General features: G+C 60.6%; 16 protein-coding genes. 5 read left to right on the top strand and 11 right to left on the bottom strand.

The genetic code is table 11. The annotated features are described in order from the left end of the window. Nucleotides 1-76 precede the first annotated feature (76 nt). The gene (locus ACTQVX_RS02595; protein ID WP_441560122.1) at nucleotides 77-1,834 is read left to right on the top strand and encodes a DUF2130 domain-containing protein; all 1,758 of its coding nucleotides are present in this window, start codon (nucleotides 77-79) and stop codon (nucleotides 1,832-1,834) included. 79 nt (nucleotides 1,835-1,913) lie between these two features. Here ACTQVX_RS02595 and ACTQVX_RS02590 read toward each other — a convergent pair whose 3' ends face one another. The 3 genes from ACTQVX_RS02590 to ACTQVX_RS02580 form a co-directional block, all read right to left on the bottom strand. Continuing rightward, nucleotides 1,914-4,595 carry a DEAD/DEAH box helicase gene (locus ACTQVX_RS02590; protein WP_441560121.1) on the bottom strand — a complete coding sequence of 894 codons (2,682 nt, stop codon included), beginning with the start codon at nucleotides 4,593-4,595 and terminating at the stop codon, nucleotides 1,914-1,916. Nucleotides 4,596-4,862: 267 nt separating this feature from the next. Beyond that, the gene (trmB, locus tag ACTQVX_RS02585; protein ID WP_154517108.1) at nucleotides 4,863-5,744 is read right to left on the bottom strand and encodes a tRNA (guanine(46)-N(7))-methyltransferase TrmB; all 882 of its coding nucleotides are present in this window, start codon (nucleotides 5,742-5,744) and stop codon (nucleotides 4,863-4,865) included. A gap of 119 nt (nucleotides 5,745-5,863) precedes the next feature. Beyond that, entirely contained in the window at nucleotides 5,864-6,736 is an 873-nt protein-coding gene (locus ACTQVX_RS02580) for a class I SAM-dependent methyltransferase (RefSeq protein ID WP_441057144.1), read from the bottom strand. Nucleotides 6,737-7,003: 267 nt separating this feature from the next. On the opposite strand from ACTQVX_RS02580, the gene ACTQVX_RS02575 reads away from it, so the two are divergent. The 4 genes from ACTQVX_RS02575 to ACTQVX_RS02560 all read left to right on the top strand — a co-directional run bounded on the left by ACTQVX_RS02575 (nucleotide 7,004) and on the right by ACTQVX_RS02560 (nucleotide 11,498). Continuing rightward, nucleotides 7,004-7,720, top strand: a complete 717-nt coding sequence (locus tag ACTQVX_RS02575) for a helix-turn-helix domain-containing protein (protein WP_441540924.1) — start codon at nucleotides 7,004-7,006, stop codon at nucleotides 7,718-7,720. After that, nucleotides 7,717-8,616: a DUF4097 family beta strand repeat-containing protein gene (locus tag ACTQVX_RS02570; RefSeq protein ID WP_441540926.1), complete on the top strand. Its 900-nt coding sequence runs from the start codon at nucleotides 7,717-7,719 to the stop codon at nucleotides 8,614-8,616. The genes ACTQVX_RS02575 and ACTQVX_RS02570 overlap by 4 nt, the downstream gene beginning before the upstream one ends. A 98-nt stretch (nucleotides 8,617-8,714) precedes the next feature. Further along, nucleotides 8,715-10,622: an elongator complex protein 3 gene (locus tag ACTQVX_RS02565; RefSeq protein ID WP_441540928.1), complete on the top strand. Its 1,908-nt coding sequence runs from the start codon at nucleotides 8,715-8,717 to the stop codon at nucleotides 10,620-10,622. After that, a complete protein-coding gene (locus ACTQVX_RS02560; RefSeq protein WP_441540930.1) occupies nucleotides 10,623-11,498 on the top strand; it encodes a spermidine synthase in 876 nt (291 codons plus the stop codon). Nucleotides 11,499-11,702: 204 nt separating this feature from the next. Here ACTQVX_RS02560 and ACTQVX_RS02555 read toward each other — a convergent pair whose 3' ends face one another. From ACTQVX_RS02555 to ACTQVX_RS02520, 8 genes are all read right to left on the bottom strand, one after another. Next, on the bottom strand, nucleotides 11,703-14,147 hold the full coding sequence (locus ACTQVX_RS02555; protein WP_441560120.1) for a DEAD/DEAH box helicase: 2,445 nt from the start codon (nucleotides 14,145-14,147) through the stop codon (nucleotides 11,703-11,705). 116 nt (nucleotides 14,148-14,263) lie between these two features. Then, nucleotides 14,264-15,562 carry an ATP-binding protein gene (locus tag ACTQVX_RS02550; RefSeq protein WP_441017292.1) on the bottom strand — a complete coding sequence of 433 codons (1,299 nt, stop codon included), beginning with the start codon at nucleotides 15,560-15,562 and terminating at the stop codon, nucleotides 14,264-14,266. After that, complete coding sequence (locus tag ACTQVX_RS02545; protein ID WP_441560119.1) at nucleotides 15,555-17,315, bottom strand: TerB N-terminal domain-containing protein; 1,761 nt, start codon at nucleotides 17,313-17,315, stop codon at nucleotides 15,555-15,557. Before ACTQVX_RS02545 ends, ACTQVX_RS02550 begins: the two co-directional genes overlap by 8 nt. 88 nt (nucleotides 17,316-17,403) lie before the next feature. Then, nucleotides 17,404-18,120 carry a DUF554 domain-containing protein gene (locus ACTQVX_RS02540; RefSeq protein WP_154517132.1) on the bottom strand — a complete coding sequence of 239 codons (717 nt, stop codon included), beginning with the start codon at nucleotides 18,118-18,120 and terminating at the stop codon, nucleotides 17,404-17,406. Nucleotides 18,121-18,207: 87 nt separating this feature from the next. Next, complete coding sequence (locus ACTQVX_RS02535) at nucleotides 18,208-19,365, bottom strand: hypothetical protein (protein WP_441560117.1); 1,158 nt, start codon at nucleotides 19,363-19,365, stop codon at nucleotides 18,208-18,210. A 494-nt stretch (nucleotides 19,366-19,859) separates the two neighbouring features. Continuing rightward, complete coding sequence (locus ACTQVX_RS02530; RefSeq protein ID WP_427796119.1) at nucleotides 19,860-20,462, bottom strand: hypothetical protein; 603 nt, start codon at nucleotides 20,460-20,462, stop codon at nucleotides 19,860-19,862. 87 nt (nucleotides 20,463-20,549) lie between these two features. Then, on the bottom strand, nucleotides 20,550-21,059 hold the full coding sequence (locus ACTQVX_RS02525) for a hypothetical protein (protein WP_427719604.1): 510 nt from the start codon (nucleotides 21,057-21,059) through the stop codon (nucleotides 20,550-20,552). Then, complete coding sequence (locus ACTQVX_RS02520; protein ID WP_154517147.1) at nucleotides 21,056-21,352, bottom strand: hypothetical protein; 297 nt, start codon at nucleotides 21,350-21,352, stop codon at nucleotides 21,056-21,058. The genes ACTQVX_RS02525 and ACTQVX_RS02520 overlap by 4 nt, the downstream gene beginning before the upstream one ends. Nucleotides 21,353-21,458: the final 106 nt, after the last annotated feature.

Raw genomic sequence — 21,458 nt, 5'->3', positions numbered from 1 at the left:
GGCGGCGGCGCCTTTTTTGTCCGTGTGGCGCGGTAGAGTGTAGGCGGTTGATATTTGCGTCCAGCGAGGAGCTGCTATGAACGAGATCAAGTGCCCGCATTGTGGCGAAGTTTTTAAGGTCGACGCGTCCGGCTATGCGGATATCGTCAAGCAAGTGCGCGATGCCGAGTTTTCTCGCGACCTGGATGAGCGTGTGAAGGCGGTCCAGCGCGAGGGCGAGCAAGCGCTGGAGCTTGAGCGCTCGCGTTCGATGGCTGCCTTGCAAAAGGCAGAGTCCCAGCGCAACGCTCAGCTTACCGAGCAGAAGAACGCTGCAGCTCAACAGCTGGCACAAGAGGTTGCCAAGCGCGATGCTGAGCTCGCCGAGCTGCGCGCCAAGCTCGAGGGCGCTGCCGCAGAGCGCGAGAGTGCAAGCCAGCGCGCGGCGGTAGAGGCACGAGCCAACGCTCAAAAGGAGAATGCCGAACTCCAGCGCGAGATCGACAATTTGCGTGCGCAGCTGGAGCGCAAAGATGACGAAGCCAAGCTCGTCGAGTCGGCGGCGCGCAATGCCGCTCAAAACGATTTAGCTGCACGTGATGCTCAGATTGCCGAGCTGCAGGCCAGGCTTGCCGCGGCGGACAAGGCCCAGGAGATGGCGCTTGCCGCTGCCGCGGCAGAGTCGCAGCGTGAGCTCGATGCCGCTCGCAGCGAGGCCGAGCGCGCGCTTGCTGACTATCGCGCGAAGGTACAAGAGAAGTTTTCCGCCGCAAAGGCTCAGTCTGAGCGCGAGGCCGAGGGCCTTCGTGCACAGCTTCGTGAGCAAGAACTTTCTGCAAAAATGGAGCTGTCGAAGGCGGTCGCCGCGGCGGAGCGAGAGCGCGATGAGGCGCGTGCCAAACTGACGAGCGAGCTGGCGGTGCGCGATTCTCGCGAGGAACAGGCCAAGGCGGCACACGAGCTCGAGCTTGCGCAGGCCAAGCGCGCGAGCGATGACCTGATTCGCTACAAGGATGAAGAGATCGAGCGCCTTAAGGACATGAAGGTCCGTCTGTCCACCAAGATGGTGGGCGAGTCGCTCGAGCAGCATTGCGAAACCGAGTTTAACCGTCTGCGCATGACGGCATTTCCCAACGCGTACTTCGAGAAGGATAACGATGCGTCCGAGGGTACCAAGGGCGACTTTATCTTCCGCGAGTGCGACGCGAGCGGCAACGAGGTCATTTCGATTATGTTCGAGATGAAAAACGAAAACGACGAGACCGCGACCAAGCATAAAAACGAGGACTTCTTTAAGAAACTCGATCACGACCGTCGCCAGAAAGGCTGTGAGTACGCGGTGCTCTGCACGCTGCTCGAGCCCGAGAGCGAGCTCTATAACGTAGGGATAGTCGACGTGAGCTATCGCTACGAGAAGATGTACGTGATTCGCCCGCAGTTTTTCATTCCCATGATCACGCTCCTTCGCAACGCCGCCATGGGCTCACTGCGCTATAAGCAGGAGCTAGCGGAGTACAAACAGCAGAATATCGACGTCACGAACTTCGAAGCCAAGATGGAGAAGTTCAAGAATGATTTCGGTCGCAACTACGAGATCGCGAGTCGCAAGTTCCAAACGGCAATCGATGAGATCGACAAGACGATTAGCCATCTGCAGAAAACCAAGGAGGCATTGCTGTCCTCCGAGAACAATCTGCGCCTAGCCAACAAGAAGGCCGATGATCTTACCATTCGCAAGCTCACGTGGGGCAACAAGACCATGAAGGCGGCGTTTGACGAGGCGCGCGGGGCTGCGCCAGAGACAAACGATGAGCCAGCCGAGGCGGATTCGTATGAGGTCGAGGATACCGAGTAAGGCATAGCGTATAGTGCAAAAACGGGGCCGCTGGCGATATTGCCAACGGCCCCGCTTCGTTTCGTTCCAATATGTTCGACTAGTCCTCGAGCAGGTCTTCGATAAAGCCGACGCGGTAGTTTTTGAAGATGACTTCACCGCCGTCTTGCGTGGCGTCCAGATCGACATCGCCCATGATGCCAAAGTCGTGGTCGCCGTCCTCGTCGGCAAAGATCTGGTGCACGTGCCATACGTGCGCGGTCTTCTCGTCGGACTCATCGATGGAAATCATCGCGGCGCTGCGGGCATCTCCGTCGGTGAGGATTTCCTCGTGCAGCTCATGGTAGGCATCGAGGGCCTTTTGCCAGCGGATCTCGCTCATGCCCCAGTCGTCGTCGAGCTCGCCCAGGTCGCGAACGTGCTCACGGGCGGCAAGGGTCACGCGGCGGAAGAGCGCATTGCGCACCAGCAGCGTGCAGCCGCGGCGGTCCGCCACGACCTCGTCGATGCCCTGTGGCGGCACGGCATCGAGGGCTGCCGGGTTGCCGGCGTTCTCCCACTCGTCCACCAGGCTCGAGTCCACCGAGCGCACCACAAAGCCCAGCCACGAGATAATGTCGCGCAGGTGCTCGTCGCGTTTCTCGATGGGTACGGTGCGGTCGAGCGAACGGTAGGCCTCTGCCAGGTAGCGAAGCAAAATGCCCTCGGAGCGGGCGATGCCGAGCTTTTGAATGTAACCCTTAAAATCGCTCGCGCTTTCCAGCATATCGCGCAGGACACTCTTGGGAGAGAGCTGGTAGTCGTTTGCCCAGGGCACTTCCTGGCAGTACTTGTCAAAAGCGGCGTCGAGCAAATCCTCGAGCGGCTTTTCGTACGTGACGTCTTGAATGCGCTCCAAGCGTTCCTCATACTCGATGCCGTCGGCCTTCATCTCGGCCATAGCTCGATCGCGTGCGGCGCGCTCCTGTGCGCGCAATACCTGCTTGGGGTCCTCGAGCGTGGCCTCGACCATCGAGATGAGGTCCATGGTATAGGTCTCACTTTCGGGGTCGAGCAGCTCCAGCGCGGCAAGCAAAAACGGCGAGAGCGGCTGGTCGAGCGCAAAGTCCTCGGGCAGGTCGACCGTCAGCGCGTAGTCGATGTCCGGCGCGGCGTCAGCCGGAGCGTCGGGTGCGGGCGGCACCTCGGTGCGCACGACGACGCCGGAGTCGATGAGCGTGGCGAAGATCTCGTCGGCGCGAACCTCAAGCTTGGCCTTTTCTTCGGGGGTCTGCAGGCTTGTCTCGATGAGGCCGTGTACGCGGGCTCGGGCATTGCCGCCCTGCTCGACCACACTAATCACCATAGAGTGCGTGATGCGCAGGCGTGGCTTGAGTGTTTCGGGTTGCGTCTCGATCAGGTGCTCAAAAGTTTGCTTGTTCCATGAGACAAAGCCCTCGGGCGCCTTTTTCTTTTTAATCTTACGGAGTTTTTTGGGGTCGTCGCCCGCCTTGGCCATAAGCTTGGCATTCTCGATCTCGTGCTCGGGTGCCTCGGCGATTACCATGCCCTCGGTATCGAAGCCCGAGCGACCGGCGCGACCGGCAATTTGATGGAACTCGCGGGCGCGCAGGCGACGCATTTTGTAACCATCGAACTTGGTGAGCGCGGTGAGCACCACGGTGTGGATGGGTACGTTGATGCCGACGCCGAGCGTGTCGGTGCCGCAAATGACGGGCAGTAGGCCCTGCTGCGCCAGGCGCTCGACCAGCAGGCGATAGCGCGGCAACATGCCAGCATGGTGCACGCCGACGCCGCATCCAAGCAGGCGCTTGAGAATCTTGCCAAAGGCCGTGGAGAAGCTCGTTCCCTTTGCCGCTTCTTTGATGGCTTCGCGCTGCTCCTTGCTGGCGATGCCAAAATTGGCGAGCGACTGTGCCGTCGCAAGGGCGGCATCCTGGCTAAAGTGCACGATATAGAGCGGGGCCTCGCCACGGCGCATGGCGAGCTCGACCGTGCCCTCGAGGGAGGTCGTCACATAGTCGTAGCTCAGCGGAACAGGACGCGGGGCATCGACAACCAAGTCGCAAGCAGCGCCGGTGTGCTCCTCGAGCGAGGCGGCGATGGCGGTGACATCGCCGAGCGTGGCGCTCATGAGCATAAACTGCGTGTGGGGCAGGGTGAGCAGCGGTACCTGCCAGGCCCAACCGCGATCGGGGTCGGCAAAGTAGTGGAACTCGTCCATGGCCACGCAGCCCACGTCGGCGCCCTCGCCCTTGCGCAGCGCATCGTTGGCAAGGATTTCGGCCGTGCAGCAGATGACGGGCGCCTTGGTATTGATATGCGTATCGCCGGTGATCATGCCGACGTTATCGCGGCCGAGTACCTGTACCAGGTCGAAGAACTTTTCGCTGACCAGGGCTTTGATGGGGGCCGTGTAATAGCAGCGCTTGCCCTGAGCCATGCCCATAAAGAGCATGCCCAGCGCGACGAGCGATTTACCCGATCCGGTCGGTGTGCCTAAAATGACGTGATCGCCGGCGGCCAGGTCCATGAGGGCCTCTTCTTGGTGATCCCACAGCTCAATGCCACGGTCGCTCGTCCATTCAAAGAAGCGTTCGAAGGCCTGATCGGGCGTGAGCCATGGTTCGGGCTCGCTGCCGTCCTCGGGCTCCCACCAGGTGGGAGAGAGCGCGCCGAGCGAGCCAAACTCGGCTTCGGTTCCCGTGCCGCCCGAGAACGAGCTGGCGGCGCCGGCACCGGAGACGGTGCTGGCGGCGGTATCTGTCGTGGTCTGTGCCATGTGTTTGCTTTCTCTCGCGATTGTCCGCCAACTATTATGGCGTAGCGTCGCATCGATGCTTTCGCAGGCAAGAAAATGCAGGAAATGGGCGTTCTGCCCAGCTGTTTGGTGCAGTTGCCAACTAAGTGAGTAGACTTTTTGCAATATCGCGAGCACATGGCTTTTGCGCAAAGGCTCTACCTGCGGTTTTATTATTGGTTACGTGGGTTGTGCTTGGCTATTGCAATAAAGTCTACTCACTTAGATTTGAGGGTCGTTTGCTGGTGCCTATTTGCGCTTGTTTGCCGAAGCCGCGACCATCAGAGGTCCCTGGGACTCCTGCGGTAAGCGCTTCTTGCCCTTGCGGGCGCGGTTTTTAAAATTCTCGACGGCCTCTTCCATGCCGAGGGGCACGTAGGTGAGCTCATCGAGATTGTCGGGCAGGTAGCACGCAAGGCTTTGCTCCTGCGCGCGCCCCGCCGTGAGCTGTTCGTCGCTGGGCAGCGCGTCGGGAGTGGCGCAAATGCCATAGACGGCGGCACCCATCTCGCGCGTGCGGCGCTCGTATTCGGTCTCGGGATGCTCGGGATGGTCGCGGCGAACGTCGTCACTTACCCAAAGTGTGTCGTAGCCGGCCGCGGCAAACTGCCCCAGGGCGTAGTCGCGCAATGGCTTGCTGTCGGTGCGCAGCGTGACGGTGGCGCCGGCTGAAAAAAGCGGGCGGTAGAGCATCAGATGGTCGACATGGACGAGTCGTTTTTTGGCGTACTTGGCCTTAGGCTGCGGCGTGGGAAAGTTGATGGTGATGGCATCGAGCTCGCCTGTGGCAAACAGCTGCGGCAACGATGCGGCGCCTCGGGGCAGGACGAGTGCGTTGGTCAGTTCCTGCTCGCAGATTTTCTGTGCGGCATAGGCGATGCAGATGGGCTCCTGGTCCATGCCGATAAAGAGCGTGTTTGGCTCGTGGGCCGCGCGCTCTACAAGGTACGTTCCCTTGCCGCAGCCAAGATCCAGGTGAAGGTGTTCGAAAGACTTGCTGCCTGCGGGCGCACAGGCCTCGCGCCAATCTCCGGCATAGATTTCAGGGTTCGTCTCAATCGCATCGGCGTAGCGCTCCAGGCGCTCTTCGAGCACAAAGTTCTTAGGCGTGCGAACGTGGACGGCTCCCATGAGGCTCCTTGGTCATAAGTATGGAACGCATAGCTGCGCGTTCCGTCAATGGGTTGAAAAAAGGGTAGGCATAGCTTGCCCGAAAGATGCGGTGCGGCTCGACGGCGAGTCGTCGGTGCCTACAGGCGCTTGAGAATCACGTAGCGGTTGAGCTCGCCACTGCGACCGTCGGCATGGAAGCGCTCAAGCTCGCGTACGGGGACCTCGCCGCTCTTGTAGAACGTGCGCACGCCGCGCACCAAGTCGGTGATCTGCTGATCGTCAAAGTGGTGGCAATAGCGGTAAGCATGGCGGTCGTTTTGCCAGCCAATGAGGTGGTCGCCGGCTTCAAACTGCGCTGAATCGTAACCCTCAAACGGCGGGGTGAGCTCGGCGCGGGCCTCGGCTCGAACGGCCTTGCGCGCCATGCGCTCGTCGTTCATAAACTCCCAAAAGCTAATGGCGATGATGCCGCCCGGGCGCGTCTGCCGCACCAGGGCGTCGAGCACGCGTACGCGGTACTCGCACGACGGCACGTGGTGCATAAAGCCAAAACAGACCGAGATATCGGCGAGCGGGGCGTCGAAAAGCACGTCGGGTGTCTCGGCGGGGTTGAGCTTCATGAGGGCATCGAGCACGTCGAGTTCCTGGAAGTGCAGGTTGGGAATGCGCAGGGCGTGACCGCGTGCATCGATGGCCAGGTCTTGGCACGAGTCGACGCCATAGAACTCAAACGGGCAGCTGGCATCTGCCGAGGAGTTTGCGCCGTCGACGCCCTTGGCGGCAAGTGCGCCGCCGGCGGCAAAGTTCTCGAATCGCATATTGCCGCAGGCGAGATCGAAGACGCGGACGGGATGCTCGATTGTGGCGACGTCGAGCTGCTCGAGCGCGATATCCATGGTGCGTACCCAGCCGGGCCACGGGGCCTGACGCGTATCGGAAAAGGAGGCGGAGTGCTCGCGATAGAACGTGTTGTTGAGCTGGATGAGCGATGAGGCGAAATCGCGGTTCACGGCGCGGGACTCCCTCCGTTGGCGGTGCGGAATAAACAGTACGACCATACTACCGTTAACGCCGCAACGGGGACAACCGGGCTAGGTGCCATTGCTTTGTTTGGACACATTTCCGCAGCTCATATGCACTCGCAACCGCCGGTTGTCAAAAATCTCACTAGAATAGGCGGCATGCTTTTGGCGGTGGCGGATAGATTTTTAACTGTGCAAGGCGCCTTAAGAACAAAAACGGTCCGGCGGCACGGCTGGCATCACATAGGAGGAACCATGAATGTAGAAACTGCGCAGCGGCTCGCCGACCTTCGCCGCAGCAAAGGCTTTAGCCAAGAAGGGCTGGCGCGAAAGCTGGGGCTGTCGCGCCAGGCGGTCAGTAAATGGGAGCGCGCGGAGAGCTCGCCCGATACCGAGAACCTGATCTCGCTCGCCAAACTCTATAGCGTGAGCCTGGACGAGCTGCTCAATCCGAGCGACGAGATCGAGGACGATATCGAGTTTGAGAACGAGGACCGCGCCCGCCAGCGCGAGGCCGAGGCCGCGGAGCGCGCCCGCACCCATGAGGCGGCGGCACGTGCCACCGAGGCGGCAACACAGGCGAGTGATGCTGCGGCCAAGGCGGCACAAGCGGCAAGCTGGAGTGCGCAGGCCGCCAACGCCGCTACGGCGCAGGCGACGAGTGGCGGTGCAGTTGGCTCGACTCCGGCGAAGGGCCCGTTCCAGTCGTTCCCGTATTGGGCCGTGTGCTGGCTACTGTTCTTTTTGCTGATGTTCCCGTTTGGCGCCGGCCCCTTTGCTGCGCTCATCTTTTTTACGATCCCTATCTATCACTGGGTGGCGCGTGCGCTCGATGGCGATTGGGCGCGCGGTGATATTCAGGTTGGTCCGGCACCGGTGACAGCTAGGGCTCAGAATGTTTCCGCTGCGGTTGATACTGACGTGGCTACCGCGACCACCGCTGAGCCGATTGCCAAAGAGGGTGATGAATGATGAAGCTTTCGCATGAATCCAAGGTACGCTTGGGCGTTGGCGTCGGAGCGTTTGTGCTCATCATTGGGCTTGTCTTTGGCATTTCGCGGCTATTGGCTCATTCCGATATGGTGCGTACGACCGGTATTCTATCTGGCCATTTGTCTGATTTTGACGATATGTTTGACGAGGACGATTCCTTGAATAGCGGTAACTATTCCGCTCGGCCTCAGCAACTTTCGAGTGCGACTTTTGATGCCGATGAGTTCCGCTACCTCGATTTCGATATCAATGCGGCTTCGGTGGACGTCAAGGTTGTTGATGGCAACAAGGCTCGCGTTATAGAGCGGGGGCGCGTTGCCGAGGGTATGGATGCCTCCAAGGCCGCGAAGCAAAACATCGCATCCGTCGAGGACTCGACGCTCAAGGTTTCCCAGTTTGGAAGTGATGACGGTAAGGCAATCGATCGCTCAGTTACGGTTGAGCTGCCACGCCGTGTTGCCGAACATCTGAAGGGAGTCAACGCGCACGTGGGCTCGGGTGATCTGCAGATTGCCGGTGTCATCTGTGATGGTTTCGATCTTGTCCTGGGTGCGGGAGATGTAGAGTTTACGGGCAGCGTGACTGATGCGCTCAGCGCTGAGGTCGGTTTGGGCGATGCGACGTTCGAGCTCTACCAGGCCCCCGCGAAGTCGATGGACGTGAGCGTGGCCTCGGGCGATGTGGAGATGACGGTTCCGAATTCTACGGGCTTTAAGGCGAGCCTTACCGTGGGCAGCGGCGACTTCGAGAGCGATTTCCTTCCGCTTGGCTACGATGGCGAGACTATTTTGAATCATGAATTCGATAACGGCGATAAGTCTGCCACGTATCGTTTTAAGGTCGGTTCGGGCGACATGTCGTTTGATCCGGAGTGACAGACGGCTATCGAAGACTTATAAACCATAGCTGCGCTGTTTGATGAAGGCGCCGGAGCCGCGACGGGCTTCGGCGCCTTTGCCTTTACAATGGGGGCATGGAACAGATTATCTTGAACATACTTAAAGCCCTGCGTCGCGGCGAGACCGTGGACGACAAGGCGCTCGTCAAGCTGATACATGCCGAGGCGCGCCGTGAGGGTGCCGACAAACGCGATTTGGCCAAGCGCCGTCTGCTGCCGTTCTACCAGCGGGTTAAACGTGAGGAGCCGGCTCGTTGGGCTGGGTGGAATGTCGATGCCGAGCTAGAGCGTCAACTGCTGCAGGTGCTACGCATGAAGCCGCGCCGCACGGCCTCGGGCGTGGCGACCATTACCGTCATCACCAAGCCGTGGCCGTGCTCGGGCGATTGCCTGTTTTGCCCCAACGACCTGCGTATGCCCAAAAGCTATTTGCATGCCGAGCCCGCGTGCGCCCGTGCTGAGCAAAACTGCTTTGATCCGTATCTGCAGGTGAGCGCTCGTCTGACCGCGCTTTCGCAGATGGGGCATGCGACCGATAAGATTGAGCTCATTGTGCTCGGTGGTACCTGGAGCGACTATCCGCAAGGGTATCAGACGTGGTTTATGTCGGAGCTCTTCCGTGCGCTCAATGACGATGCCGTGGCTGGTGTGGCTGCCAACCCCATGTTGGCGCGTCCGGGCATCAGCCGTGCCGAGGCGGGGCGTCTGCTCGACGATGCACCCGCCGATGCGCTGCCGCCGGTGGTGGCGGAGCGTCGCGAGCGCTATCGGGCTGCCGGCATTGCGATAGACGAGGCCACGCTCGCTGCCGGCGTTGCCGACGAGCAGGAGCGTGTGGATGCTGCCGTGGGCGGCTATAACCGTGCGGTGCGTCGTTTGTACGGCCCCGGTACGCCATGGGGCGAGGTCGCCGAGTGGCAGACGGCAACGATGGAGGAGCTCGAGCGTCAGCAGCACATCAATGAGACGGCGAAGCATCGCGTGGTGGGACTCGTTATCGAGACGCGCCCCGATGCCGTAACGCCGCAGGCGCTTACGCTCATCCGCCGCCTGGGCTGCACCAAGATCCAGATGGGCATCCAGAGCCTCGACCAGCACCTGCTCGATATCAACGAGCGTCGCATTTCGGTGGGCCAAATCGAGCGGGCGTTTTCGCTTGCGCGCCTGTTTGGCTTTAAGATCCATGCGCATTTTATGCTCAACCTGCTGGGCGCCACGCCCGAGGGGGACAAGCGCGACTACGAGCGCTTTATGACCGAGGGGGCCTTTATGCCCGACGAGGTCAAGGTCTACCCGTGCGCGCTCATCGAGGGCTCGCGTCTGGTGGGCTGCTACGAGCGCGGCGAGTGGCGCCCCTATACCGAGGAGGAGCTGCTCGACGTGCTAGCCGATGACATCGTGGTGACGCCGTCGTTCTGCCGTATCAGCCGCATGATCCGCGATTTTAGCTCCGACGACATTATGGTGGGCAACAAGAAGCCCAACCTGCGTCAGCTCGTCGAGAACCGCCTGGCTGCTCGGGGCGACGGTGTGACGGTGCGTGAGATTCGCTATCGCGAGATCAGCACGGCGGGTGCCGACTTGGATGAGCTGACCCTTGACGAGGATGTGGCGTACGAGACGCCGGTGACGCACGAGCGCTTTTTGCAGTGGGTGACGCCGCAGGGCAAGATTGCGGGCTTTTTGCGCCTGTCGCTGCCCGACCATTCGTTTGTTGCCGCGCATGCGGACGAGTTGCCGACGATGCCGGACGAGGCGATGATTCGCGAGGTGCACGTGTACGGCATGGCGGCGCGCGTGGGCGACCAGGGCCAGGCGGCGCAGCATCACGGGTTGGGGCGTTTGCTCGTAGAGCGTGCGTGCGAGATTGCCCGGGATGCGGGGTATGCGCGCATCAACGTGATTAGCGCGATTGGCACGCGCGAGTACTATCGCCATCTTGGATTTTATGACCATGGCCTTTACCTGCAAAAGGAGCTCTAGATGAACAAGCCGAGTGTTTCTGCCGGCGTTGTTGCCGGCGTTGCTCTGGGAGCCGCGGCGCTGGGCGCGGCTGCCGTCGCCGTTCGCGCTGCCTGCCTGCAGGTCGCGCGAACCCGCAATGGATTGGCGCGTGTGAAACGCGTGCACGATGAGGGCGGCGATGAAGTCCGCGTATTGGTGCAAGGCAGTGTCTACCAAAGCGCGAGTTACGTCGGCGAGCGCTGGGCGGAGCCCGTCTTTGCGTATTATCGCGCGTTTGACGACGTGTTTGAGGCCGAGGATGCGATGCGTGACGTTTATGGTCACGGTATCAGCCGTATGCTTATGCTAGGTGGCGGCGGGTTTGCCTATCCCAAATTTGCGCTGATGTCGCACGAGGGCCTGCGCATGGACGTTATCGAGTATGACGGAGAGATCACGCGCCTGGCGCGCCGCTGGTTCTACCTAGACGAGCTAGAGCGCGCGGCGGGCGATCGCCTGCGGGTGATAACCGCTGAGGCTCGCTCGTATCTGGGTGTGACGAGTGTGGGCCATCGTCGCTACGACGTGGTCGTGAGCGATTGCTTTGGCGGTGCCGAGCCCGTAGGCGAGCTGGCGACGGTTGAGGCGTTGCGTTTAGTGCGGGGCAGCCTGAACCCCGGGGGTATCTACGTTGCCAATATCGTGAGCGCAAACGAGGGGAGCGATGTAACGTTCCTGCGCGACTGCGCTGCCACGGCACTCGAGGTATTCGCCCACGCCTGGGTGGTCCCCTGTGGCGATACAGAGTTCGGCGGCGAGGAAAACTACCTGCTCATCGCCAGCGACGGGAACTATGCCTTTGCCGAAGCCGTGCCCTTTGACGCCGACTTCCTCGGCGCCGTCCTTCACGACTAGCGCGTCTTTCTGCGACCAGTCTTTCTGGGACGGGGCTTTTTAGCTGCTTTCGGATGCCGGCTCGCTCCACATCGGGAGCAGTCAATTTGGGACGGGGCTATTTTAGCTATCCCTGCCACTAATCGGCCAAACCTTTCGCTTTACCTGCAAGGGCAGCTAAAATAGCCCCGTCCCAAATTGACTGCTCATATAGTCAGCCCCGTTTTATGCGTGGTCGCGCCAGCTGCGGACACGCTGCTTCATGCCATCTATGTCGAGCACGCCTTCGGCAAAGCCCTTACGCACGAGCTCTTCGGGAACGAACTCATCGTAACGATCGAAGTAAGGCACCTCGCCGGGATAGACGAGCTCGATGGGATCGAAGTCCTTCTCGGCCTCGGCGGCGAGTACCTCAAAGAACGTCTCTTCGTCGGCCTTCATCTTAAACTGCATAAAGTACGGGCGCGACGGGTCGAGTCCGCGAAGGCCCAGCTCCGCGGCACATTTAATCTTGAGCATGCGCTCGAGCGCCAAAAAGGCATAGCTGCCCAGCCAGGGGAAGAGCACCCAGGTGTCGCCGCCCAGGTTAATGAGTGGCCTAGTGCCCGCACCCGAAATCTCGGCCGTATGGCGAGCCTGCGCCAGACGGGCTCGCGCGTTGCCCATAAGGTATGGATATGTCGCGTGCTCGTTGAGCGCCTTGCGCATGCGCTCGAGTACATGCGTGTTGATGTCGCCGGGGCAGTCGCCAAAGTAGGCCGGCACACGGCCCTTGACCTGCGTAGCAAAGACGGTGTGGCGCTTCCAGTCCACTTCCTCGACAATCCAGCAGTGCCCGGCGATGGCGATGCGTTCACCGGGCGGTGGGGGATTGACGATCGTGCCCAGCTCGGCCGACTCGCTGCGGACGGTGAACTCCTCGTTTTCCTGGAACACGGCGTAGAACTTAAAATTGTTGATGATGCGCTCGCCCGCGAGGCCCACGATGAGTCCGCCGCCCTCGGTGACCTGGATATGGTCGATCTTAATGAGGTGACGCAGCAGCACGCGATAGTCATCGGCTGAGACGCGGTGGAAATAACTGAGCGTGAGCACGCGCTGGGCAAGTTCTGCCGGCGTGAGCTCTCCGGTGCTGGCAAGCGTCGACATAGTCTGGTGATAGAGCAGACTGTAGGGGAGTCGATCGAGCTCGGGCGGCTCGACCCACTTTTCCTCGCGATAGAGTTGTACGAGTGCGATGCCCTGCAGGAGCTTCCACGGAATGGTTTCGGGCATCATCGTGCGCGGCTCGGGCTCTTCCTCGCGCATGACAAACCACATCTCGGGCGGAAGGTCGCGGCGTCCCGTGCGGCCCATTCGCTGCAAAAAGGAACTGACGGTAAATGGCGCATCGATCTGAAACGCACGCTCCAGACGGCCGATATCGATGCCAAGCTCAAGCGTAGAGGTGGTGACGGTCGTCTGTGCCTGCTCCTCATCGCGCATGAGCTCTTCTGCCGTCTCGCGCAACGATGCCGAAAGATTGCCGTGATGGATGAGGAAACGGTCAGGCTCGTGTCGGCTCTCGCAGTAGCTGCGCAGCATGGAACATACGGCCTCTGCCTCCTCGCGCGAGTTGGCAAAGACCAGACACTTGCGCCCGCGGGTGTGTTCGAAGATATAGCCCATGCCGGGATCGGCGTTGTCGGGTGCGGTGTCGGTGGGGTTGAGGAGCGCTTGCTCGGCGCCCCGGGGAATGTCGACTTCGCCCTCGGGGGCCGAGGAAGTTTGGCGGTCCTTGGGAGCGGCCTTGCCCCGCGCTCGCTCACGACGTTGACGGCGCTCCTCCTGTGTGGGCTGTCCGCTGCGGCTCGTGCCTTGGGTGTCGGCCGGCAGCGCCGTGGGCGCCGCTGCCTCAATGCGCTCGGAGGCAAGCACTTCGGCCTCTTGAGGACCCATGCTCTCGAATCCCCGCTGCTGTGCCTGGGGACCCGAGTTGTAGAAGTGCTCCATGGAGATGCGCCACACGCGGCGCGGTTCCTCAAAACGGGGGATAACGCAGTCACGTCCCGTTCCCTGTGAGAGAAAAGCGCCCGTGCGCTCGGGGTCGCCGATGGTGGCCGAAAGGCCAATGCGTCGAGGCTGCACGCCGGCCATGCGCGAGAGTCGCTCGATAAGGCAGAGCGTCTGCCCGCCACGGTCGCCGCGCATGAGCGAGTGGACCTCGTCGATGACCACATAGCGCAGGTCGCAAAACATGCGCGGGATCGCCATGTGCTTATGGATCAGGAGCGCCTCGAGTGACTCGGGCGTAATCTGTAAGATGCCGCTCGGCTTTTTGATGAGCTTAGCCTTGTGCGACTGCGAGACATCGCCATGCCAGTGCCAGACAGGGATATCGGCCTCTTCGCAGAGGTCGTTAAGGCGGACGAACTGATCATTGATGAGCGCCTTGAGGGGGCCGATGTAGAGGGCGCCCACGCTCGCGGGCGGCTTCTCCCAAAACTCGGTCAGGATGGGAAAGAAGGCCGCCTCGGTTTTGCCGGAAGCCGTGGATGCCGTCAGGAGCACATTGTCTTGTGTGTTAAAGATGGCATCTGCCGCCGCAACCTGAATGGAGCGGAGACTCTCCCAATCGTGGGAGTAGATGAAGTCTTGGATAAACGGGGCGTAGCGGTCAAAGGCGTTCACGGGGCCTCCTTTCAAAAGCGAATCTCTCAACGCGGCGGGCAGTGGCTTGCTGCATGACTGCTTCAATGTTTGCCCAGATAAAACCTGCCAAAATAAACCTGTCCCTTTTTGGCAGGTTAGATGGCGAATTCGGCGAAGTTGCGGTCGGCGCCTGCGGTGCCGGTGTCGTCTGTTGCGGCTGCTGGCGCGTCACCGCCGACGCTTTGCAGCAGCTCGGCCACGTTGGCGTCGGGGTTTTGGCATAGGATGTCGAGCAGCTCGATAAAGTCACGAATGACTTCGCGCGGCGTCAGATGCGTGTCGGCTCCCACGCGACCGAACTCAATCTTGAGGAAGTCCACCAGGTCGCTCTCGGTAAGCGTGGGTGTCCAGCCAAAGTAGCCGGCGTGAATTTGCATGAGTTTTTCGATCAGCACCAGCAACTCTTCGTAGGTGAGTGGCTGCAGACGGATGATGGGCGCGAGCATGTCCTTAAGGTCCTCGCGTGCAAAGCGGCCCTGAGCGAGTCGGCTGCGCAGGGCCTCGTAGGAGAACACACCGCGGCGGCGGTCTTCGATGGAGGTTGGCGTGCCGCCCATGATCATGCCCAGGTACTGCGCCTTGCCCTGGAGCGTGTCGTTGTACATGGTCAGGATCTTCTCGTAGTTGTATTGGCGCGTGATCGCGTTGGGAATCTTATACAGATTCACGAGTTCGTCGATGAGCACCAGCATGCCCTTGTAGCCGCTGCAGACCAAAAAGCGCGCAATGAGTTTAACGTAGTCGTACCAGTCGTCATCGCTGATGATGGTCGAGGAACCCAGTTCGGCGCGAGCCTCGCTCTTGGTGCGGTATTCGCCGCGGATCCATTTGGTTATGCGGCTCATGGCCTCTTCATCGCCCTCGGATACGGCCGTGCGGTAGCGGCGGAGCATGCGGGCGAAGTCGAAGCCGTGGACCATCTCCTCGAGCGGGGCCAGTTGGGCATTGACGACCGACTCGTCGACGTCGGCACACGAGGCGACCCAGCGATCCAGAATAAGGTTGAGCGCACCGCCCTCGGGGCGTGTCTTGGTCGATATGTTGCGGATGAGCTCACGGTAGGTGGCAAGGCCCTGCCCCTGACCGCCCTGCAGGCGGCGCTCGGGCGACAGGTCGGCATCGGCGACGACGAACCCCTCGCCCATGGCGTGCGTGCGGATGGTCTGGAGCAAAAAGCTCTTGCCTGCGCCGTAGCGACCGACCAGAAACCGGAAGCTCGCGCCACCGTCGGCGATGAGACTCAAATCGGTGAGCAGGGCGCGGATCTCGACCTCGCGCCCTACGGTGATATAGGGAAGGCCGATGCGCGGGACCACACCGCCCTTGAGTGAGTTGAGAATGACGGCAGCGACGCGCTTGGGCACGCGAGGTGCTGCGGATGCGGTATCACTCATGGTCTAGGTATCCTCTCACGTCTGCTTCGTAATCCTCGATAATTTGCGGTCCTGCCGCGCCGAACTCGATAACGGTGTCTCCCACCAGGTCAAAGAGCGTCTCGTTGATGCTGTCGACGAGCATATCCTCGCTCTGGCCCGACCTCTCCACTGCCGATGTCGCTTGCGCTGTGTTTTGCCCGAGGAGCGCGCGAAGAAAGGCATCTTCGGCGGGCGCGAGTTTGTTCGTAGCTTCGGCAGACGCGGGCGTTACGGGTGCGGGCGCAGACACGAGGAGCGGTGCCATGACGCCAAACTCTTCGGCGGAGACAGTCGGCTCGTTGGGTTCGTCTTGCTGAATGGTCATCTCGCCAGGTTCGGCAGTCATGCCGGGCGCAGACTCGCGGCCCGGCTGCTCGATAAGCGTTGCCTCGGCTTCCACGGGCGTGCCGTCCTCGCGCTCCTCATCAATCAAAAGCGCTTCACGCGTTTGCGCGGCGGCGCTCCGAATGTGCCCCAGCTGGCTCAAATCGATATCGATCTTGACGGGCTGGTGTGCGGCATCCCACGAAAGCCATGCCACGATCTCGTCATCGATGATTTTGGCCAGATATTTGGGGACCTTCTCCTCCTTCAGGGGGTGGGCGGGGGCTAGGGCCAGGCGCAGACGTTGGTCGCAGGCGCGCATCATCTCACCAAGCTTGCTGCTCTTTTGCCTGCTGCCGTGAATTCGCATGCATTCCCAAAAACCGTTTTGGCAGCGGTAGATATGGATGGGGTCAAGACGGTATTCGCAGTCCTCGTGGCGCTCGGGCGCAAAGAACACGGCCGAGGCAAACATGGTATAGGGCATGGCCGTCTCCTCCCCAAACAAGCTCGCCACGATACCGGTCTTTCGATGCGTGTCATAGTAGCGCGCCATGCGGACGTACACGGCACATGCCACGTGGCGTAGGTCGCGATGGTGGCTGCGATCGAGTCTAGAGTTATCGAGGTTATACGTGGAGAGGGCGTTGATAGCGGCCATGAGTCGCTCCTCGCCCGCCTCGTCGGGCGGGAGGGGGAGCGTAGGCTCGGAGGTCTTGCGACGCGCAGGCGCCAGATCCGACGGCGTCGGTGCAGGTGCAAGGTCTCGAGCCGCGCGCCGCAGCTCGATAAGGGCGTTATCGAACATGACGGTTTTAGAGTCGCGAAGCAGTTTGGGGTCGAGCCCGTGGAAAACGGCGTAATCTTGCAACCACACGCGTGCAAACCGGTCGATGCCGGGCTCGAAGGCACGATAGGCGTTCCAAAAGGCCTTGATCTTGCTAAAGCCATCGAGTGGGTCATCTACGCCAATGCCGCAGATCAGCTCATAGAGATACAGGAAGGCAAAGGACGTAGACGTTTCCTCGACAGTTCCGCGGCGCACTTGGGCACGCCAGGTAAAGTAGCCGCGCAACTGTCGATCGCTCATGGCATTGTAGGTGGGAAAGTACGACTTAAAGGTGCCGTTGTAGGGACAATCGTCCTCGAAGTCGGCCATCAGCAGGCCTTGGCGGTAAAAGAGCTCCGCCTCCGATAGCCAACGTCCCGCGCCGCCTTTGGGATCATCTTGCCAGCGCGATATCTCGCGCATCTTGCGGTACTGGTCGGGGAGGAAGTTCTGCATCTGTCGACCGGTCTTGAGAATCGGCTCGTCAGCATAGATTTCGTTTGAGAAGTGGGCGGACTGATGGGTCCGGGCCTCGGCCATAATGCGCTCGATGAGCATCTTGACGTCCTGGTCGGCCACCGCTTCTCCTCTCCTAACGCAGCTTCGGTGACCTCATATCATAGCACAGCATCAAACAGGTGTTCGAGATATCGCTACGTAGATAGATTTAGAACAAGAGGGCGTAGATGACCGCCACGACGACGGAGGGGAGCATGTTGGCCGTGCGGAAGGTCTGAGGTCGAATAAGGTTAACCCCAACACAGAAGATGAGCATAGAGCCCACAAGCGAAAGGCTGTCGAGGGCTGCGGTGGTCATGATGGGGGAGAGTGCGCCGGCAAAAAGCGTGATCGTGCCCTGGAATACGGCAACGGGCAGGGCCGAGAAGATGCAGCCGCGGCCAAGCGAGGCCGTCATGGTGCAGACGATGATGCAGTCCAGCGCGCCCTTCAGGGCAAGCGTGGACCAGTCGCCGAGCAGACCGTCCTGAATCGATCCTACGATGGCCATGGCACCGATACACACGGTGAGCGATGCCGAGACAAAGGCGTTGGTAAACTCGTTGTCGCCTTCGCTGCCGGTTTTGCGCTTGAGCCATTCGCCGAGGTTCTCGATGGCGGCCTCCAGGTTGATGGCCTCGCCGATGAGCGAACCGAGGGCAAATGAGACGATAAGCATGGTGGTGCCGGTGGTCGCCAACGCCTCTCCATCGATAACGAGCATCTTTTGCATGGTGCCGCCCAAGCCGATAAACAGAACACACAACCCCGACGCCTTCATGAGCGTGTCTTGGATGCGAGGCGTAATGAAGCGCCCACCCATAAGGCCAAGCAGACCGCCCGCGATCAAAAGCGCGACGTTGATGATCGTTCCTAAACCCGGCATGAACCCTCCTGTAATTGATGCCAACGCGGCAATCGTAGCAGAACGGGGAGGGGCGCTCAGTATCCGAGCCAAGCGGCAGTTAGCGGTCTAGGACAGGATGGGGCTAAAGTCGAAGCGCAGCGTCATGAGGTGCTGTGGGGATTCGATGGCTGCGGCAATGATGTCGGCATCTCGTGCGCGATCGAACCCTTCAAGTTCCATTTGATAGGGGACGTCTTCTTGGATACCGATGCGACGAGGAACCAAAAGCTCGGTTCCGTCGAATTCTCCGGTTCGCGTTCCGTCTGCTGCAACGGAATAAAGGTGTAACTTGGCGGTCGTTGTGGCATCAAGTGCCGAGATAGCTTGGATTTCGTTCGATGCGCTCTTTGCTCCCACTGCTGTAAGTGCCGTAGGCGCGACGACTTCGCCCGAAGGCAAAAAGACGGTATTGGGGAATGCGATGAGGATATTTTTGCGGCGGGGCGCATTGGCAGCGACTGGCTCAATGCTTGCAGCATCGACGGTTTCCGTGTGGTCGAGCGCGACCATCATGCAACAGTTGCCTTCGTCGACACCTGGGGGAGCGGCAAAGTCCAGGCCGTCTTTCGGTTGGGAATCGCCTAGTTCGGTGGCGCTTCCGCTTGGCTTCTCGAGAGGAACCGCAGCGTTGTCTTCTGATGATGCATCGTCAACATGTGCCGGTGCGTCTGCGACCTCGTCTTTGGGGGATTTGTCGTTATCGCTCGATATAGGAGCGGCAATCTCGACGGACCCCACTCCGTGCCATGTCATTTGGAGCAGCGCCGGATCGGCGAGAATGCGCTGCACGCCCGGCTCCTGGGCATCGATATTGATGGGGGCGGGTTCTGATCCGCGCGTGAGGTTAAGCGAGCCCTTCTGCCTGGTGCTTTGAGCCTTTTGGTCGTCCGCGTCGCCAGCGTAGAACAGCAAAGGCGCATCTCCCGTTGCGATGGCTTCGGTGTCCGCCTTGGTCAGCCGCAGCGACGCCGTAAAGGAGATGATGGGCTGCGCGCCATCGACATTCGAGGGAACGCAGCCCAGGCATACACCCCCTTCTTCTTCATGGGCCGCGCTGTCGAAGACGACCTTTGCCCCGTTCGCCGAGTCATCGACCGAGGCAATATCGATGCGCAGCTCTAAGTCGCATGGGTCGCCATCGGCGTCGACTGCAGCCGATTTCCATGTGCAGACGGCGCAACCTGTCCGGGGGCCGTTCTCCTTGTCCGGTCGCTTGATATCCACGACTATCGAGTCGACCGCATTGCGGTGAAGGCATCCCGAGGTTCGGACCGTGGCATGTGCGAGCGAAAAACGTTGGCAGGCGACGATACCCGACGAATTCGCCGCGGGGTTCAGAGCTTGCGGTAAGGAGCTTGCCGTGGCGGGCGTCGCCCAAGCGGCGAGAGGCGTACCGCTCGCCAGTGCGCTGCAACGGGCAAAAGGTTTTTGGGTGCCATGGTTCTCCTATTTATTCCGCGTACTCCGGTCGTGCTTGGCTATTGGTTGCGTTTGATGTGCAGGCCAAGGCACGTCAGTCCTGCTCCCACCGTGGCGACGCCTACCGCAATGAGTTGCCGGGTGTCGCTCGTCTGGACGAGCGGCTCGTGACGGCTGCCGCGATTAAGGCTCGAAAGATCGACGGTCACTTCTGTGGCCGCCTGCGCCTGCTCTTGTTGAGCAAAGGCATTGCGGGTGCGGACGCCAAGATGCCGACGATGGCGGCCAGTGCAATCGCCTTAGGACGTGGCGTGCGCACCGGGCTCGACCGTCCAGGTGATGCTTGCCACTTGATCTCCCGTACCGGTGGCGTGGTAGATGTCACGCGTGACGCGGGCGACGTGGCCACTCACATTGAGCCTAATTTTGTCCGTTCCGTCGGCAATGTCCTTGTACTTCATGTCGAAGCTTGCGTCTTTGGAAAGATCGAGGCCCGTAGTCTGAGTCGCCGAGCTGGCATCCTTTTCTGCCTTATCGGGGCCAACCTTAAAATCGATGGAGTTCTGGGCCGAGCCCGTCTTTGCGTCTGCAACGATTGTCCAGTCGTTCTTGGCCGTGACCTTCATGTTGGTGACGTGGATGCCGTATGCCGAGAGGTTGTCGATGGTAATCGTCTTGTCGGAGGGTCCTACAAGCGTTCCGTCGGCTTTGGCGGCAAAAGGGATGACCGTTGGCGCCTTAAACGAAACATTGCTAATGTCGGCCTTCACCGTCACATCGGTGGTTCCAACGCGCACCTCTGCCATGGCCGCCGTTGGCGCGGCGCCCATCGCAAGTGCGAGCGTAAGCCCTGCGCCCACGGCGAGTGCCCTGGCTCCGCTCAGGTTCATGGGTGTGTTCATAATCGATCTTTTCTGCTCGTCACGGACTGTTTCCGTGATGGTTGGACGAATGGGGACAGGGTGCTGCCCCTGCGAGCGCGTCGGCCACTAGCCTTCTGCCTGTGCCACCCGCACTTTGACACGCGTCGGATTGCCGTGGGTGTCGTAGGTCTTGGCATCGAGTGCCTGAATCTCGATATATGCCTCGCCTTCTTGGATATCGCCGGCGGGGCAGGTCTCAACCGTCTTGCCGGCTTCGACCACACCGGACTCATAGATGGTCTCGTCGTTTTGAATCACGCGGAAGCGCTGGGGAAACTTGTTGTCTTGGACGTTCTGCACGTTGACGCGCAACTTGCCGCCTTCCTGCAACTGTGCGACCGGCGCGACCGAGATCGTCATCATGTTGTCGCGGACGATGGCGTCGAGCTCATCCTGGATTTCTTGGCGCGATTTACCTTCTGCCGTCGTGACTGAGGCGCCCGCTTCGGGCACGGGCTGCGACTGCCAGGCGTATAGCCCTACGGCGATGAGGGCGCAGACGACAGCCAGGCAGACAACGACGAGTTTCTTGCGACGCCCCAGTCCTGCAAGGCGGGGCGGCTTCTTCGCACTCATGCGGCGTCCTTGGTGGTGTAGACACGTGCGAACGTGGACGGGTCCGCTCCAAAGAGCATGTGAAGCATCAGGCGGCGCGAGTAGATGAGCTCGTCGAAGTCGTGAGGGAGCTCGATGTTGTGGATACGCGCGATGTGGTGGGCGAGCGCCGAGAACGACTCGGGGTCGCAGATCACATCGGTGGTGACGTGGTAGACCTCCGTACCTGGAAATGCATCTTCGTCGAAAGGCAAGAGATAGGGGTCGTCATCGACTTCGATGGCGAAACCGTATTGGGGCCAGTAATATGCCATGGAAACCTCCCTGCTCTGGGGCCAAAACTCCTATTGGTTTGGCTGTCGATGCCGACCGTATCAGCCGCAACTTGCCCAATAACTAACCAATTGCTTGACGAGCCGA

The organism is Collinsella sp. LCP19S3_A6 (genome assembly GCF_052122015.1).
Classification (GTDB): domain Bacteria; phylum Actinomycetota; class Coriobacteriia; order Coriobacteriales; family Coriobacteriaceae; genus Collinsella.
This window is presented reverse-complemented; position numbering and strand designations above follow the sequence as displayed.